This is a genomic window from Alteromonas sp. KUL106 (genome assembly GCF_009811415.1).
Taxonomy (GTDB): Bacteria; Pseudomonadota; Gammaproteobacteria; order Enterobacterales; family Alteromonadaceae; genus Alteromonas.
In genome coordinates, this window is the sequence record NZ_BLIG01000029.1 from 64,349 (window position 1) to 78,727 (window position 14,379).

13 protein-coding genes are annotated in these 14,379 nt (G+C 42.5%); 12 read left to right on the forward strand and 1 reads right to left on the reverse strand.

The features are described 5' to 3' along the window. Nucleotides 1–41 precede the first annotated feature (41 nt). The gene (slmA, locus tag GVO63_RS11490; protein ID WP_159579980.1) at nucleotides 42–629 is read left to right on the forward strand and encodes a nucleoid occlusion factor SlmA; all 588 of its coding nucleotides are present in this window, start codon (nucleotides 42–44) and stop codon (nucleotides 627–629) included. 77 nt (nucleotides 630–706) lie between these two features. Continuing rightward, complete coding sequence (locus tag GVO63_RS11495) at nucleotides 707–1,450, forward strand: glycosyltransferase family 25 protein (RefSeq protein WP_236552129.1); 744 nt, start codon at nucleotides 707–709, stop codon at nucleotides 1,448–1,450. A gap of 55 nt (nucleotides 1,451–1,505) precedes the next feature. Here the strand turns inward: GVO63_RS11495 and GVO63_RS11500 are convergent, their stop codons facing one another. Next, the gene (locus GVO63_RS11500; protein WP_159579982.1) at nucleotides 1,506–3,143 is read right to left on the reverse strand and encodes a M28 family metallopeptidase; all 1,638 of its coding nucleotides are present in this window, start codon (nucleotides 3,141–3,143) and stop codon (nucleotides 1,506–1,508) included. 186 nt (nucleotides 3,144–3,329) lie between these two features. On the opposite strand from GVO63_RS11500, the gene GVO63_RS11505 reads away from it, so the two are divergent. The 10 genes from GVO63_RS11505 to GVO63_RS11545 all read left to right on the forward strand — a co-directional run bounded on the left by GVO63_RS11505 (nucleotide 3,330) and on the right by GVO63_RS11545 (nucleotide 14,293). Beyond that, a complete protein-coding gene (locus GVO63_RS11505; protein ID WP_159579984.1) occupies nucleotides 3,330–3,665 on the forward strand; it encodes a DUF1820 family protein in 336 nt (111 codons plus the stop codon). A 38-nt stretch (nucleotides 3,666–3,703) separates the two neighbouring features. Then, a complete protein-coding gene (locus tag GVO63_RS11510) occupies nucleotides 3,704–5,455 on the forward strand; it encodes a DUF885 family protein (protein WP_159579986.1) in 1,752 nt (583 codons plus the stop codon). Between the two features lie 2 nt (nucleotides 5,456–5,457). After that, entirely contained in the window at nucleotides 5,458–5,766 is a 309-nt protein-coding gene (locus tag GVO63_RS19615) for a hypothetical protein (protein WP_236552130.1), read from the forward strand. Nucleotides 5,767–5,773: 7 nt separating this feature from the next. Next, nucleotides 5,774–5,986: a hypothetical protein gene (locus tag GVO63_RS19620; RefSeq protein ID WP_236552131.1), complete on the forward strand. Its 213-nt coding sequence runs from the start codon at nucleotides 5,774–5,776 to the stop codon at nucleotides 5,984–5,986. A gap of 401 nt (nucleotides 5,987–6,387) precedes the next feature. Continuing rightward, nucleotides 6,388–7,128, forward strand: coding sequence for a recombinase RecA (locus GVO63_RS11520; protein ID WP_159579988.1), 741 nt, complete (start codon nucleotides 6,388–6,390; stop codon nucleotides 7,126–7,128). Between the two features lie 2 nt (nucleotides 7,129–7,130). Next, the gene (locus tag GVO63_RS11525) at nucleotides 7,131–8,594 is read left to right on the forward strand and encodes a DNA polymerase Y family protein (RefSeq protein WP_159579990.1); all 1,464 of its coding nucleotides are present in this window, start codon (nucleotides 7,131–7,133) and stop codon (nucleotides 8,592–8,594) included. A gap of 29 nt (nucleotides 8,595–8,623) precedes the next feature. Continuing rightward, nucleotides 8,624–11,713: an error-prone DNA polymerase gene (locus GVO63_RS11530; RefSeq protein WP_159579992.1), complete on the forward strand. Its 3,090-nt coding sequence runs from the start codon at nucleotides 8,624–8,626 to the stop codon at nucleotides 11,711–11,713. 312 nt (nucleotides 11,714–12,025) lie between these two features. Continuing rightward, complete coding sequence (locus GVO63_RS11535) at nucleotides 12,026–12,814, forward strand: hypothetical protein (RefSeq protein WP_159580004.1); 789 nt, start codon at nucleotides 12,026–12,028, stop codon at nucleotides 12,812–12,814. Next, nucleotides 12,795–13,625, forward strand: a complete 831-nt coding sequence (locus GVO63_RS11540; RefSeq protein WP_159579994.1) for a hypothetical protein — start codon at nucleotides 12,795–12,797, stop codon at nucleotides 13,623–13,625. Before GVO63_RS11535 ends, GVO63_RS11540 begins: the two co-directional genes overlap by 20 nt. 134 nt (nucleotides 13,626–13,759) lie before the next feature. Next, nucleotides 13,760–14,293: an acyloxyacyl hydrolase gene (locus tag GVO63_RS11545; RefSeq protein WP_159579996.1), complete on the forward strand. Its 534-nt coding sequence runs from the start codon at nucleotides 13,760–13,762 to the stop codon at nucleotides 14,291–14,293. Nucleotides 14,294–14,379 lie beyond the last annotated feature (86 nt).

Here is a 14,379-nt window from a genome sequence, read left to right on the forward strand (position 1 = left end):
CCGAGTTGCTGTAACTCGGTAGCGGAGGAAATACTTTCGTCATGCCTGCTGTCAAAAAAACAAATCGCAGAGCTCAAATTCTGCAAGCGCTCGCTGGAATGCTAGAAACCAGCCCAGGTCAACGTATTACTACGGCTAAATTAGCGGAAAAAGTCGGCGTGTCTGAAGCGGCACTGTATCGCCACTTTCCAAGTAAAGCACGTATGTTTGAAGGGCTTATTGAGTTTATCGAAGAAACGCTTTTTACGCGTATCAACAAAATTGTAAACGAAGAAAAAGATTCACTTACTCGCTGCCAGCTTATTCTGCACCTCATTTTAGGCTTTGCGGAAAAGAACCCGGGCATTACACGAATTTTAAATGGTGATGCACTTATGGGCGAGCAAGATCGTTTGCGCGCGCGCATCGCAAAACTGTTTGAGCGCTTAGAAACACAGTTAAAACAGGTATTAAGAGAACGCAAACTACGCGAAGGCAAAACACTTTCCGCAGATGAAGCGATAATTGCGAATATGCTGATTAGCTACACTGACGGCCGTATTAATGGCTTTATCCGCAGTGGATTTACGCGCAAGCCAACTGAGCAGTTCAATGAACAATGGGCTACCTTTAAACAGATGTTTGTTTAGTAATGAGGATAAGTCTGCTATTGCAAAAGCTCGCTTTTCAGTAGTGTTGTGAGTCCATTGTTTAAAAGCGGTTAATTATGATGAATATCCCAATCTTTGTTATCAATATGAAATCGTGCGTTGAGCGCTGGGATTCAACTTCGTCGAAGTTAAACGCGCTAGGTATACAACCTATTCGGTTTGATGCAACGGTAGGGCATGCATTGAGCACCGAGGAAATAGAACAACATTACAACGCGAATGCCAATCGTAGGTATCACCATAGAAACCTTACCCTGGGTGAGATTGGTTGTTATATTAGCCATCAGAGGCTTTGGAAAAAAATCTCAGAAGAAAAAATTCCGTACTGCCTGATTTTGGAAGACGATTTGTGCATAACAGATAAGCTGCCATCACTACTCCAACATATCGAGCAGCTTAAAGGCTGGGATATGATTAAACTGTTCGACAACCGCAATAATCCGTTTATCAACTCAATATCATTAGATGATGGTTTCACATTAGGAAACTTTTTAAAAGTGCCTAATTGTGCGGCAGCCTATGCATTGAGTTTATCTGGTGCAGAAAAGCTACTGAAACGAGAGTCATTTTTTCGCGCTGTTGATGTTGATATGCAGTTTCATAGCGAGGTCGGAATAAGCGTCATTGGAATTCGCCCCTATCCTTTCACTCAGGATAAGACGTTTGTCAGCGCAATTGAGGTTGTCAACGGCGGGCGACACTCTAACCATAGTTCGTTTTGGCGTAACCTGAAATTCCGTATAAAAATGTATTTTGAGCGTAGGAAGCTCTCTGCTGACTTGTCAAAAATTAGCAAATAATTAAAACGTCGGCCCTCTATAATGAGGGCCGACGTAAAGATTCAATATCTACGTTTTACTTGCTGAACGTATTCCCAAAGAAGTCACCGTCGTTCCACTTAGGCTTGTCCTTTTGATTTGCCAGCGTCCAACCAATTTGCGCGTTCACTTTCGTGAAAGTTTCTGCGGCATTCCAGTTAAATGGCTGATTAATATCATCGCTAGGCTTGTGGTAGTGCGTAGACAAGAACTGACCGAACACCTTGCTGCCATCTACATTAGGATCTTTTGACTTAAGACCTGGCACCATAAACACCGAAGGCACGCCTTGTTTCACGAACGCATAGTGATCTGAGCGTGTGAAAAGTGCTTGTTCTGGCCAAGGATCCGGGCTTAGTTCAATATCAGCATTGGCTGCGGCTTTTTCCACGGATTCTTGCAAATCACTGTGGTTTGCGCCAAACGCAATAACGTCGGCAAACTCGTAGGTCAAAATTGGCATATCCAGGTTCACGTTCGCCACCATTGAAGTAACCGGTACCGTCGGATTACGAGCAAAATAGTCTGCACCTAATAGGCCTTTCTCTTCACCGGTTACCGACACGAACAGAATTGAGCGCTTTGGCTTTTCTTTCATTTCGCTAAACAGGCGTGCAGTTTCTAACATCACTGACGTGCCAGACGCGTTGTCCATTGCACCATTGTTAATGTTGTCTTTTTTCACCGTTTTGGCAAAGCCGATGTGATCAGAGTGAGCAGAGAAAACCACGTATTCGTTTTTAAGCTCTGGGTCTGAACCTTCAAGTATGCCCACAACATTTGGACTTGTAATCGTGTCGTGGACACTTGTCTTACTGATGTCTACCACGCCATTTAATGGAAAACCTTGCGGTACTTTGTCTGCTTCAAGCTGTGCATAGATATCGTCAAGGCTCTTTTCTGCGCCTTCAAAAAGCTTACGCGCAGCACCTTCACTCATGTAAGCGCCACCTTTAAGCTCAGAAAAGCTGTTTGCAGGTTCACCGCTGTCGTCTAACCACGCCATACGCGGCGTATGAATGTAATTCAAACGGCTTTGATAAGGGCGCACTTTTTCGTTCTTAGGCGTGGTAATAGTGATCATGCCAATAGCGCCATTGTCTACTGCATACTTTTGCTTTTGATAGCCAGACGCAAAATGAGCGCCCTCTTCTGATGGAAAGTCGCTTGGTTTACCGGCAAGCGCTACAACGATTTTACCTTTTACATCCAGGTCTTTGTAATCGTTGTGTGATAACTCGTCAGCCACAATACCGTAGCCTACGAATACCATTTCACCTTTTACATTGGCCTCCGTGCTGAGCAAGCTCGGGCTAGCTAAGTACTCTTTCGGGTAATCAAAGTCGATGGTCTCGCCGTTTTGGGTAAAAGTAAACTTAGGCGACTCTTGAACCAGATTCGCTTTGCGAAACGCTACATTTTGCATGTAGCCATCAGTGCCCGCTGGCTGTAAACCATATTTAGCAAATTCGGTGGCGATATATAGCGCCGCAATTTCATGACCACGAGAGCCGGTATCACGACCTTCAAGCAAATCGTCTGCTAAGAAAAACAGGTGTGATTTAATGCGCTGGGTATCAGGGTTAAAAGCATTGTCTGTCGATGCGTGATTGTGGGCAGTCGCAGCAAAGGTTATTGCTGTCATCGCACTACCTATAAGGAGTTTTTTTATCATTTTAATTTCACCATATAACTGAGTGTGCATCATGGTAACGCAGTTAATAGGCGAAATACCATTAAACTGCTTGCGTTTACCATGCGTTTCCTACCGTTGCTCGCATTTTACGAGCAAGGTAAAATTGTTCATCAAATACCGGCTCAGTTTCCGGGTGTTTTTATCTTTTTTTGAAGAGCAGCATCTATGTCAAAAGACGACATTCTTTACCGCGTTCAATTTATCAGCAATGGCGAACGCTATGAGCTATATGTGAAAACCCTTGTGCAGGGCGCTTTATTTGGCTTTATAGAGATAGGCGACTTTGTGTGGGACACTCACACGAGTGTTGTTGTAGACCCTAGCCATGAAAGGCTGAAAGCCGAATTTTTTGAAGTAACAAAAACTTATATTCCTATGCACAACGTTTTGCGCATTGACTCCGTAAATAAAAAAGGTTCGGCCAAAATTACTAAACTAGACACTAAATCTGATAAAGTAACCACATTCCCAAGTCCAATATATACACCAACGAAAGAGTGACCGCCGGGCCGTACCGGTGAAGGTTGCCGGAGACCCTTATGTATCGCTATGTTTTAGCCGTATTATTATCTATCTGCAGCGTTAGCTTATCTGCAAAAGACCTTAACGATGAAAGCTTGTATCAGCTTCTTGATGACATTTGGCAATACGAGCTTTCAGTTTCCCCGCTTCTAGCTTCTCGCGAAGGTGACGCTTCACTTGCTCACGTATTACCGGATATTTCTCCAGACGCACTTAAATCGCAAAATGAAAAGTGGCGCGATTTTCAAAAAGCCTTAAGTCAGTATAAAAAAGAAGATATCTCTAACGATGCTTTTATTGCTCTACTGATGCAGAAATATCGTCTTGCCAATTATGTCGATGAATACACCTATCGCACGCACTTAGTGCCGATTAATTCAGAATATGGCTTTCACGGTGCAATGGCTTCGCTTCCCAATTTATCAACCTTTAAGCGCGTAGAAGATTATCAAGCCTACATTAGCCGTCTCAATGCGCTAAAGCCTTATTTTGATCAGCAAGTTACGTACATGAAGCAGGCGCTAAAAGAGGGCTATACACAACCTAAAATAGTGCTTAAAGGGTTTGAGAATTCGGTAGCTTCATACATTGTCGATAAGGCCGAGGACAGTGGCTTTTACTCTCCGTTTACCCGTTTTCCTGAGTACTTTACTGCCGAGCAAAAATCAGCGTTAACGGAGCAAGGCAAAGCAGCCATAAACAGCAGCGTGCTGCCTGCGTATCAAATGTTCTATGACTTCATGGTAAACGAATATATTCCTAATGCCCGAGAAGATATTGCCGCGAATAACTGGCCTGATGGCGTCGCGTATTACGCTAATAGAGCCAAACATTATACGACGACCGATATGACCCCGCAGGAAATCCATGATTTAGGTCTGTCTGAAGTTAAACGTATTCGAGCGCAAATGCAGCAAATTGTGGATGAACTTGACTTTAATGGCGACATTAACGACTTCATCACATTTTTACGGGAAGACCCGCAGTTTTACGCCACCAGCGCTGAGGATTTATTAAAAGAAGCGTCGTTTATTGCCAAAAAGATGGATGCAAAGCTCCCTTCTCTTTTTGAGTATTTGCCAAGAACGCCCTATGGTGTAGCGCCTGTGCCCGATGCTATTGCTCCCAAATATACAACGGGCCGTTACATCCATCCTAGCCGTGATGACCAGCCCGGATATTACTGGGTAAACACCTATGCCCTCGATAAGCGCCCTTTATATGCATTACCAGCATTAACCCTACACGAGGCGGTGCCTGGTCACCATCTTCAAATATCATTGGCAGCAGAGCTTGAAGACTTACCTATGGTACGTCGTAATACTTATATCTCAGCCTTTGGTGAAGGTTGGGGTTTGTACTCTGAGTTTTTAGGTATCGAAGCGGGTATTTATGAGACGCCTTACGACAACTTCGGTCGCTTAAGTTATGAAATGTGGCGCGCATGTCGATTAGTGGTTGATACCGGTATGCATACGATGGGCTGGAGTCGTCAGCAAGCCGTGGATTATATGATGGAAAATACTGCGCTTTCTGAGCACAACGTAAATACTGAAATCGATCGCTATATTTCATGGCCAGCGCAGGCACTTTCTTACAAAATTGGGGAAATTAAAATTAAAGCGCTACGTGAAAAAGCGGAAAATGCGCTTGGACAACGTTTTGACGTGCGTAAATTCCACCGCGCCGTTTTAGAAAATGGCTCTGTGCCACTATTTATTCTAGAACAACACATCAATACATTTATAAAAGAACAAAAGGCTAAATAAAGATGTTTGTTGCATTTGGTGTTATTGGGTTACTTATTCTTTTTTTAATCTACTTGGTACTGCGAACCCAGAACTTGCAAAAGGAATTGGCATTATTACGTCACTCAAACAAGCAAACTAGCAGCAAAGTCACTTATGCTTATCGCAACCTTGTTCTTGTAACAGACGCATTAGAAAAGAACTTTACTTCGCGCATTGAGAGTGATTACAAAAGTCGTCTTATTGAGCAATCGCAATATCAAATACTTCATCCGCTGATGCGGAATTTTTCGACTATTGTCATGGCCTGCTGTGAAAAAGGAATGCTGTGAAAAAGGAATGTCACTTGAAGAATCTTTAAATAAGGCATTACTAAATGAAGATGTAACACTTGAAGACATTCGCAACATAGTCAAAACATTGCCTAGCAATGCGCGTATGGTATGGTCAAAAAATACCGCCGACGGCTTTATCGCTTTTTGCCAAACCGTTACTGCACCAGTGAATACCACTAGTACCGCCTCATCAAAAGCGCAATTACAAGAAAGTTAATCCGGTTTATTGATCAGCAGAACTACTGCGTCATTTAAGTATTAAGGTCAGCGACTCTTTACCGTACGGTAAAGAGTCGCTGGCCTTAATAAGTCCACATAGATGCTTACCCACTCAGCAAGATTTAAAATGCGCGTAATCGCGGCGTGTTACCGCAGGTATAGAGGCTCTACATCAAGGTGACACAATAAAGAATACGGACATGTTAATCTCGCCTCTTAGGAAGGTCTGGCAAGCTTCCGTCTTTTTACATTTTCCTTTCTCTTAAAATTTTAATCTTCTACCTTTTTAAACTAATCAGTAAGTTAGCATTTAAAACCAAAGGGCTTGATCCTTTTGTCTTGAAATGGTTTATTGCTGCACTATAATACTGTACATAAATACAGTTCATTTTGAGTGCCATGAATAAGACATTATCTGTACTTAACAACCACCCTCATATTTGGCGGGCCAGAGAGCAAAAGCAAAGTGAAGCAAAGTATTCTTTAGGTTTCCCGCGATTAGATGAAGCGCTTAACGGTGGCGTTGCTTCTACTGGTTTAGTCCGTGTCGCTTCTCTTACTGGCGTTGGTGAACTCTCATTGTTTAAAGACGTAATATGCCATCACCGCACCCATAAACTCGTTGTATTTATTAACCCTCCAGGGCATTTACAGTCACCTTGGTTGGAAAATTTAGGTCTGAAGGCAGAACAAGTACTCGTAGTGAAAACGCAGGTACAGCAAGAATCGCTGTGGGCGGCAGAACAATGCTTAAAAAGCACAGCCTGTCATTGTGTTTTATTGTGGAGTAATACTATAAACCAGAAGGAAGCGCGACGTTTACAAGTAGCCGCAACGCATAATGATGCGCTTTGCTTGCTTTATACTCCGCTACAACAGTCATTATCATCGTCAAGCAAACAACGAAACAATCTACAGGGCAGCTCTCAAGCCCATAGTAGCGATGCGCTACCGATTACTTTAGATCTTTGTCTGCAAGGGAACCCACACTCTTTATCGGTGAATATACGTAAACAGCGTCACGGATGGCCTAAAGATAACATTGTTATTTTACATAAATGGACACCTGATAATAACGCTATTAAGTGGGCGATGGCGCACAATACGCTTTCTGATCAGGCGCTACATTCTGTGAGCTGACCATGCTATGGGCTTATATTTACTGCTATCAACTTACTTTAGATAGTCATAACTATGCGGCTAAACACAAGGCTGTCCATTATCCAGAGTCTAGTATCGATACTGCCAACACAAGCTCATGGTTGACTTCAAGTGCACCGATTGCCGTCTACTGCAGCAAAGTGAATAAAATTATTCAGTGCAATGATGTTGCTAAGAAGGAAGGTATTGATATTGGGCACGGTTTAGCGCAAGCGGCTGCGCTATGCCCTTATATACATATCTTACCTTTTAATGCAGAAAGCGAAAGGCAAATACTGACTCAGTTAGCACACCGGCTGTATCCTCTGGCTTCAGACATTGTGTTAGATAGCCATGCCTATTCAGGCGGGCTGGCAGTAAGACTAGATAATTTAGTCCATTATTATGGCGGGCATGCCCCCCTGTGGAAAACCCTCACACAGGCTTTGTCGGAGTCTGACGTTCGCTACCATTTTGGTTGTGCATGGACAATAGAGGCAGCAAAGGTACTTGCCCTTCGAAAACATGACTCTTATTTACACGCACTCGATGATATAAAAAAGGCGCTGAATACATGCCCTCTTTCTCTTACCGCATTAGCGCCTAACGTTATAGAGTCGCTAGCAAGAGTGGGGGTTACTCGTGTGCAGCAGTTACTCGCCATGCCTGTCCAAGAACTAGGGCGACGCTTCGACAACAACACTATCGTGTACCTTACTGCACTTAGAGGAGAGACATTTCCTCGCGTCACGCTATTTAGGCCGCTAGAGCGCTTCGATAACTTTTTGCTATTACCTTTTGATGTAGAAAACATTCAGCACTTAACGCCTTTTGTGACCCAGCAATTTGAGCATTTGGCCTATTATTTACGAGCTAGAAATTTATACACATCAAGCGTGAGTGTACACATTCATTTTAGAGAAGCATCGCCCATAAATATTGCAATTCATTCCGCTCTTCCCCAGTCTTCCGTTAAGAGCTGGTTGCCGTTATTTACTCTTAAAATTGAAAACCTTGTCTTGCCTGAACCCGCAACAGCCGTTGAACTTAAGTGCCAAGAGTTTGAAGCAGTAGATACGCACAATGGTGATTTTTTTAGTGACAGATTCAATGATGTTGCACAGAAGCAATTAATTGGTCGCTTAAACGCTAAGCTAGGCGATAACAGCACGTTTCAACCTCGAGCAGGCAATAGTCATCAGTTTGAATATATGACGGTAAACGAGTCAAGCGGGTCTGAATACACTTATTGCAGCGATACTGCTCCTACTTTTACATTTGATAGTCCCAAGCCACTTACCCAACCCACACAAATTTGTTTTGGGCCCGTAAGATTACATAGTGAATGGTGGCGTGACCGCACTAACCAACGGGATTATTTCATCGCACAGACGCCTCAAAGCGTGAGGTTATTGGTCTTTAAAGATGAAAAAAAACAATGGTGGGTACATGGTCTTTTTTGTTAGGCCTGTGTGATTAGGATAACCACGATTCCATGAAGTACAGCGAACTATTTTGCCAAAGCAACTATAGCTTTCTTTGCGGAGCCTCTTCACCTGCAGAGCTAGTCACTACCGCTTCTTTTCTTGGCTACGACGCTCTTGCTATTACCGATGAGTGCTCAGTTGCTGGCATAGTGCGCGCATTCGATGAAATCTCTCACCAAAAATTGCCTATCAAGCTTATTGTAGGTAGTTACTTTGTCTTTGATAAAACCTTATCCTTTGTGTTGCTGTGCCCGGACAAGGCTGCCTATAGTGAACTCTGCCGTATCATCACAAACGCTAGGCGTCGCTCAGAAAAAGGCGAGTATCAACTGGCCGAATGGGATTTGCGTACTATTCGACACTGTAAATTTATTTGGTTACCTAGCGGGAAAGAAACTCAAGATAAACATTGGGCAGAATGGCTGCTAAAACACCCTAATATAGACACTTACATAGGCGCGCAGCGCTTATTAGATGGCCGTGATCACCATAGATTTGCACATTACAACCATCTGCAATCTACCTACTCTTTTCCCGTTATTGCGTGTACCGGGGTATTAATGCATCACGCTGACAGGCTACCACTACAGCATATTTTGCACGCGACTAAACATCATACCAGTGTAGATAAAATAGGAAGAAATGCGTTAAGTAACGCAGAGCGTAGCTTGCGTACCAAACACAAAATTAAGAAGTTATACCCTGAAAAATGGGTGGCAAATACCCATCTTCTTAGTCAGGTATTTACCTTTTCCTTAGAGGAATTGCGCTATCAGTATCCAGCCGAACTTGTCCCAAAGGGCTATACACCTGCATCTTATTTACGAGAGCGTGTAGAAGAAGGAATTAAAATTCGCTTTCCAGAGGGCATCACACCAGAAATCAGGCAGACGATTGAAAAAGAGCTCAAACTGATTGGCGAGCAAGAGTATGAGTATTTCTTTCTGACAATTTACGACATTGTTCAGTTTGCCAAACAGCAACGTATTTTATACCAAGGCCGAGGCTCTGCGGCGAACTCTGTAGTCTGCTATTGTTTAGAAATCACAGCCGTTGATCCTAGACAAATTAGCGTACTCTTCGAGCGCTTTATCTCTAAAGAACGTAACGAACCGCCAGACATCGATGTAGATTTTGAGCATCAACGTCGTGAAGAGATTATTCAATATATTTATAAAAAGTATGGTAGGGAAAGAACCGCTATCGCAGCGACAGTGATCTGTTACCGATTTAAGTCAGCATTTAAAGACGTGGGAAAAGCGCTAGGTTTTAGCGAATCTCAACTCGACTTTATTGTTAAACAAATAAACCGCCGAGATAGCGTTATACCGTGGAAATCCCAACTGGCCAACCTTGGTTTAAATCCACAGGAGAAACGGGTACAACAGCTTATTAGCTTAACAGAAGCCCTAATGGGCACACCAAGGCATTTATCACAGCATGTTGGCGGCTTTGTAATAAGTGCAGGGCCGCTATATGACTTAGTCCCTGTGGAAAACGCAGCAATGGAAGCCCGCACTATAATTCAGTGGGATAAAGACGATATAGAAACACTAGGCCTATTAAAAGTCGATGTGTTGGCGTTGGGTATGTTAAGCGCCATTCGCCGTGCATTCACCCTAATTAATAAACAGTACCCGGTTGAAACAAGCATTCCGTTCATCACTAAACTAGGTGATGACAAACAGGTTTTCGATATGATTTGTCGCGCCGATACCGTCGGGGTGTTTCAAATAGAGTCGAGGGCACAAATGTCAATGCTACCCAGGCTTAAACCCCGCCGATATTATGACTTAGTTGTACAAATTGCGATTGTCCGGCCAGGTCCTATTCAGGGGGATATGGTGCACCCTTACTTAATACGCCGTCACGGTAATGAAACCGTTGAATATCCCTCAAAAGACGTCGAAAAGGTGCTATCGCGTACGATGGGCGTACCTATTTTTCAAGAGCAGGTTATTCAACTTGCTATGGTTGCAGCAGGCTTTAGTGGCGGTGAAGCAGACCAACTTCGCCGAGCTATGGCGAGTTGGAAAAAAGACGGGCGAATTTTCGAATTTAGAGACAAATTAATTAAAGGTATGACAGATAAAGGCTATGACAATACATTCGCACACAATTTATTTGAACAGATTAAAGGGTTTGCAGGGTATGGTTTTCCAGAGTCGCATTCCGCTTCTTTCGCAGTATTAGCTTACGTGTCCTGCTGGCTAAAATTTTACTTCCCCGTTGAATTTTATGTGGCGTTATTAAACAGCTGGCCAATGGGGTTTTATACGCCATCACAGCTAGTACAAGATGCAAAACGCCATGATATTCACGTAGAAGCTCCCTGTGTGAACAAGTCTGATACTGAGCATACCTTGGTTATAGCAAACCAGAAAAAGTACATACAATTAGGCCTCAAGCTTATTAAAGGACTGAGTGAAGCATCGTCTCAGCAAGTTGTAGAGCACCGTCCTGACGGGGGGTATGCGAGTGTAGAGCAACTGCGCCGGCTATCGCTTAAAAGTAACGAGTTAGAAGCCCTTGCCAGTGCTGATGCACTGCGCGCTATTTCAGGCAATCGCTATGAAACGCGCTGGCGAATAATGGATACTCAAACGCGCTTACCGCTGTTCGACACTGAGGATAAATGTACCGATGAAAGAAACGGTACCTTACAAGCTGCGCCCTCAGATGCTGAGAATCTACTTGAAGATTATGCATCGACAGGACTGTCTGTTAATAACCACCCCATTTCAATACTACGGCGACAGCATCAACTCAAAGATATCAGTTGGTCTAATACGCTTGTTGCTAAGAAAAATAAATCGGTAGTCAAAGTGCTTGGCGCCGTTACGGGTCGCCAAGCCCCTGGTACAGCGGCAGGAGTCACGTTTCTTACCTTGGAAGATGATCTTGGCAATATGAACGTCGTTGTATGGCAATCCACAGCACGCGCTCAACAACAAACCTTTTTAAAAGCAAAGCTCTTACAAGTGAATGGCATTATTGAGCATTCTAAAGAAGGCGTGATACATATTATCGCAGGTAAGCTTATTGACCGTACGCCTTGGTTAGAAAAAATATCACTTAATTCGCGAGATTTTCACTAATACCCATCCGCATAGATACTTGCCCACTCAGAAGGCGCTGGCAAGTTTAACATGTCCGTACTCTTTGTAATGTCACCTTGATGTAGAGCCAATAACTGCAGTAACACGCCGCGATTATAAACATTTTAAGTCTCGCTGAGAGGGTAATTATCTATGTGGACTGGTATAAACGTTTTACTCCCACTTAATGATGCCTTAACCTCTACACTCAATGCTCTATTCTGTTTAACGCCTTGTGCATTGTCTTATGCATTGTAGTGAATCAGTTTATTGCGTTTTATAAAGTGTTGTTGTCATATTGGAGTTTACGTGATGCGATGGATTGTACTTTTCTGTAGCTATTTATTAAGCATTAATGTCTCTGCTGAAAAGTATATTGTTGGGGCACAAAATTTAGCATACTTTCCTCATTATGATTTTGCCTCGAAGGTTGACAAAGGTGTAGCTTGGTCGATTCTGGAAGCCTTTTCAAAGGCTTCGGGGCATGAATTTATTTACGTGAGTTTACCAATACGAAGGCTTCAGCTTGAACTGGTTAAGGGTAACGTAGACTTTGTTTATCCTGACAACAGCGGATGGTATAACAGTATTACCACATCAAAAGATAAATTTTTTTCTTCTCCTCTTACCTATGCCGTAACTGGGACCATAGTTAAAAAAGAAAAAGCAGGAAAAGGAATTGGCGCTATAAAACATCTCGCTATGCCTTTGGGTTTTACACCCGTTAATTGGCAAATGCGAATAAATGATCAAAGCACTAAAATTACGTGGGTGAGTAGTATTTCACAGGGGCTATCCCTTTTGTATCAAAACCGCGTGGACGCTTTAGATTTAGAGTACTTCGTAAGTCAGCACTATTCTTCGTTTTCCTTCGAGCAAGATGCATTTACCTTAGATTTAACGCTTCCACATAATGAAATACCCTTCTCTCTATCTACCCTTTACCAGCAAGATGTTATTGCTGAACTTAATAGTTTTATATCCTCAAACCCTGAATTAATTGATAGTATTAAATCGAAGTACGGCATATTACCTTTAGAGCAACTCACTCAGCAGCTTTTAAATGAACAAGGACTGAAAATTGAAGAGGTTTGGAAATGATATGCGCCGTATTATCCAGATTGCACCGATAATATTCTTTTTTTCACTTTTTGCTTCGACTATTCAGGCTGACACCTACATCGTGGGCGCTCAAGATATTGAGTACTCTCCTTATTATGATTTTTCCTCTCAACATGAAAAAGGTGTGGGATGGGCCATACTAGAGGCATTTTCTAGACAGAGTGGACATCAGTTTATTTACTTAAGCATGCCGATCAAACGCCTTCAAATTGAATTAAAGAAAGGTAACGTTGATTTCGTTTTTCCTGATAACCCTAGATGGAGCGAGCCGTTAACTCATAGCCTTGATAAAGTCTATTCTCTTCCCTTGGTGGACACGTTTGCCGTTACGTTAGTTAAATCGAAAAACCAAGGTAGAGGGATGACTGAGGTGAAGAAGCTCATCATTCCCGATGGTTTCACACCTGCTAAATGGAAGAAACAAATCAGCGAAAATACGGTAAATATAGTTGGCGTAAAGAGTGTTTACGAAGGGTTGTCACTTTTAAATAAAGAGGAAGCTGATGCCATGGATGTAGAATACAATGCAGCGCACCGCATTCTTCGTCGATACCCCAATATCGACCAGTTGACTGCTGATCTAACCCTCCCGCACAACATGGTTTCCTTTTCTATCTCAACAGTGCAACACCCTGACATCATTAAAGAGGTCAATGCGTTTATACTTTCCAATTCTAAAGCCCTCGATGAGATAAAAGATAAATACGGTATTGAAGAAACTCAGCAATTAACCCAGCGGTTAATGAAAGAACAAGGACTTGAAACAAACGATCTTTGGTCATCGTTGTAATAATTCCATGATGACAGTAAATAACGCATAAAGCGTAGATAAAATAAAAAATATAAAACCTTAACTTACTGATATATCTCACTTTATCAATTGGAAGCGATTTTGCTTGTTGATTATCAGATCAAGGAGCAGCTATGAAACAAACCTCATTTTTATCACTTTCTTTTCTTATCGCTTTTACAGTGACTTTCACCGCGCAAGCGCGTCAAACAGTGAGCGTTGACTACATGCATGGGTTCGATGGAATCGACGGAATGCGTCTTGCTTATCGACCGTTAGAACAAACGCTAGTCACCGATTGGTTTGGTGATATAAAACTATATTGGGAAATAAGCGCAGTGGTCTGGGAATATGGAAAAAATGATTCACACAGTACAAGTTATGCGGCATCGATAACTCCCGTTTTCATGAAACAGATAACAACACTAAACAATAAATACCCGATATATTTAGAAGCAGGTATTGGTGCAAGTTATATTGGTGATCAGGAAGTGGCAGGTAAAGACATTGGTTCGAATTATCAGTTTGAAGATCGCATTGGTTTCTTTATGGAACTTGATAAAAAACAGCACGTAGCCTTGCGCTATATGCATTTTTCTAATGGTGGGTTCAATAACAATAATCCAGGCTTAGATTTTCTCAACGTATCCTACGCATACCATTTTTAAGCGTTAAATATGGTGGAGCCATGGCATTTATTTCGTTATTTTCTTTATAGCAGACAACAAAAAACCCGCCGTAAGGCGGGTTTCTT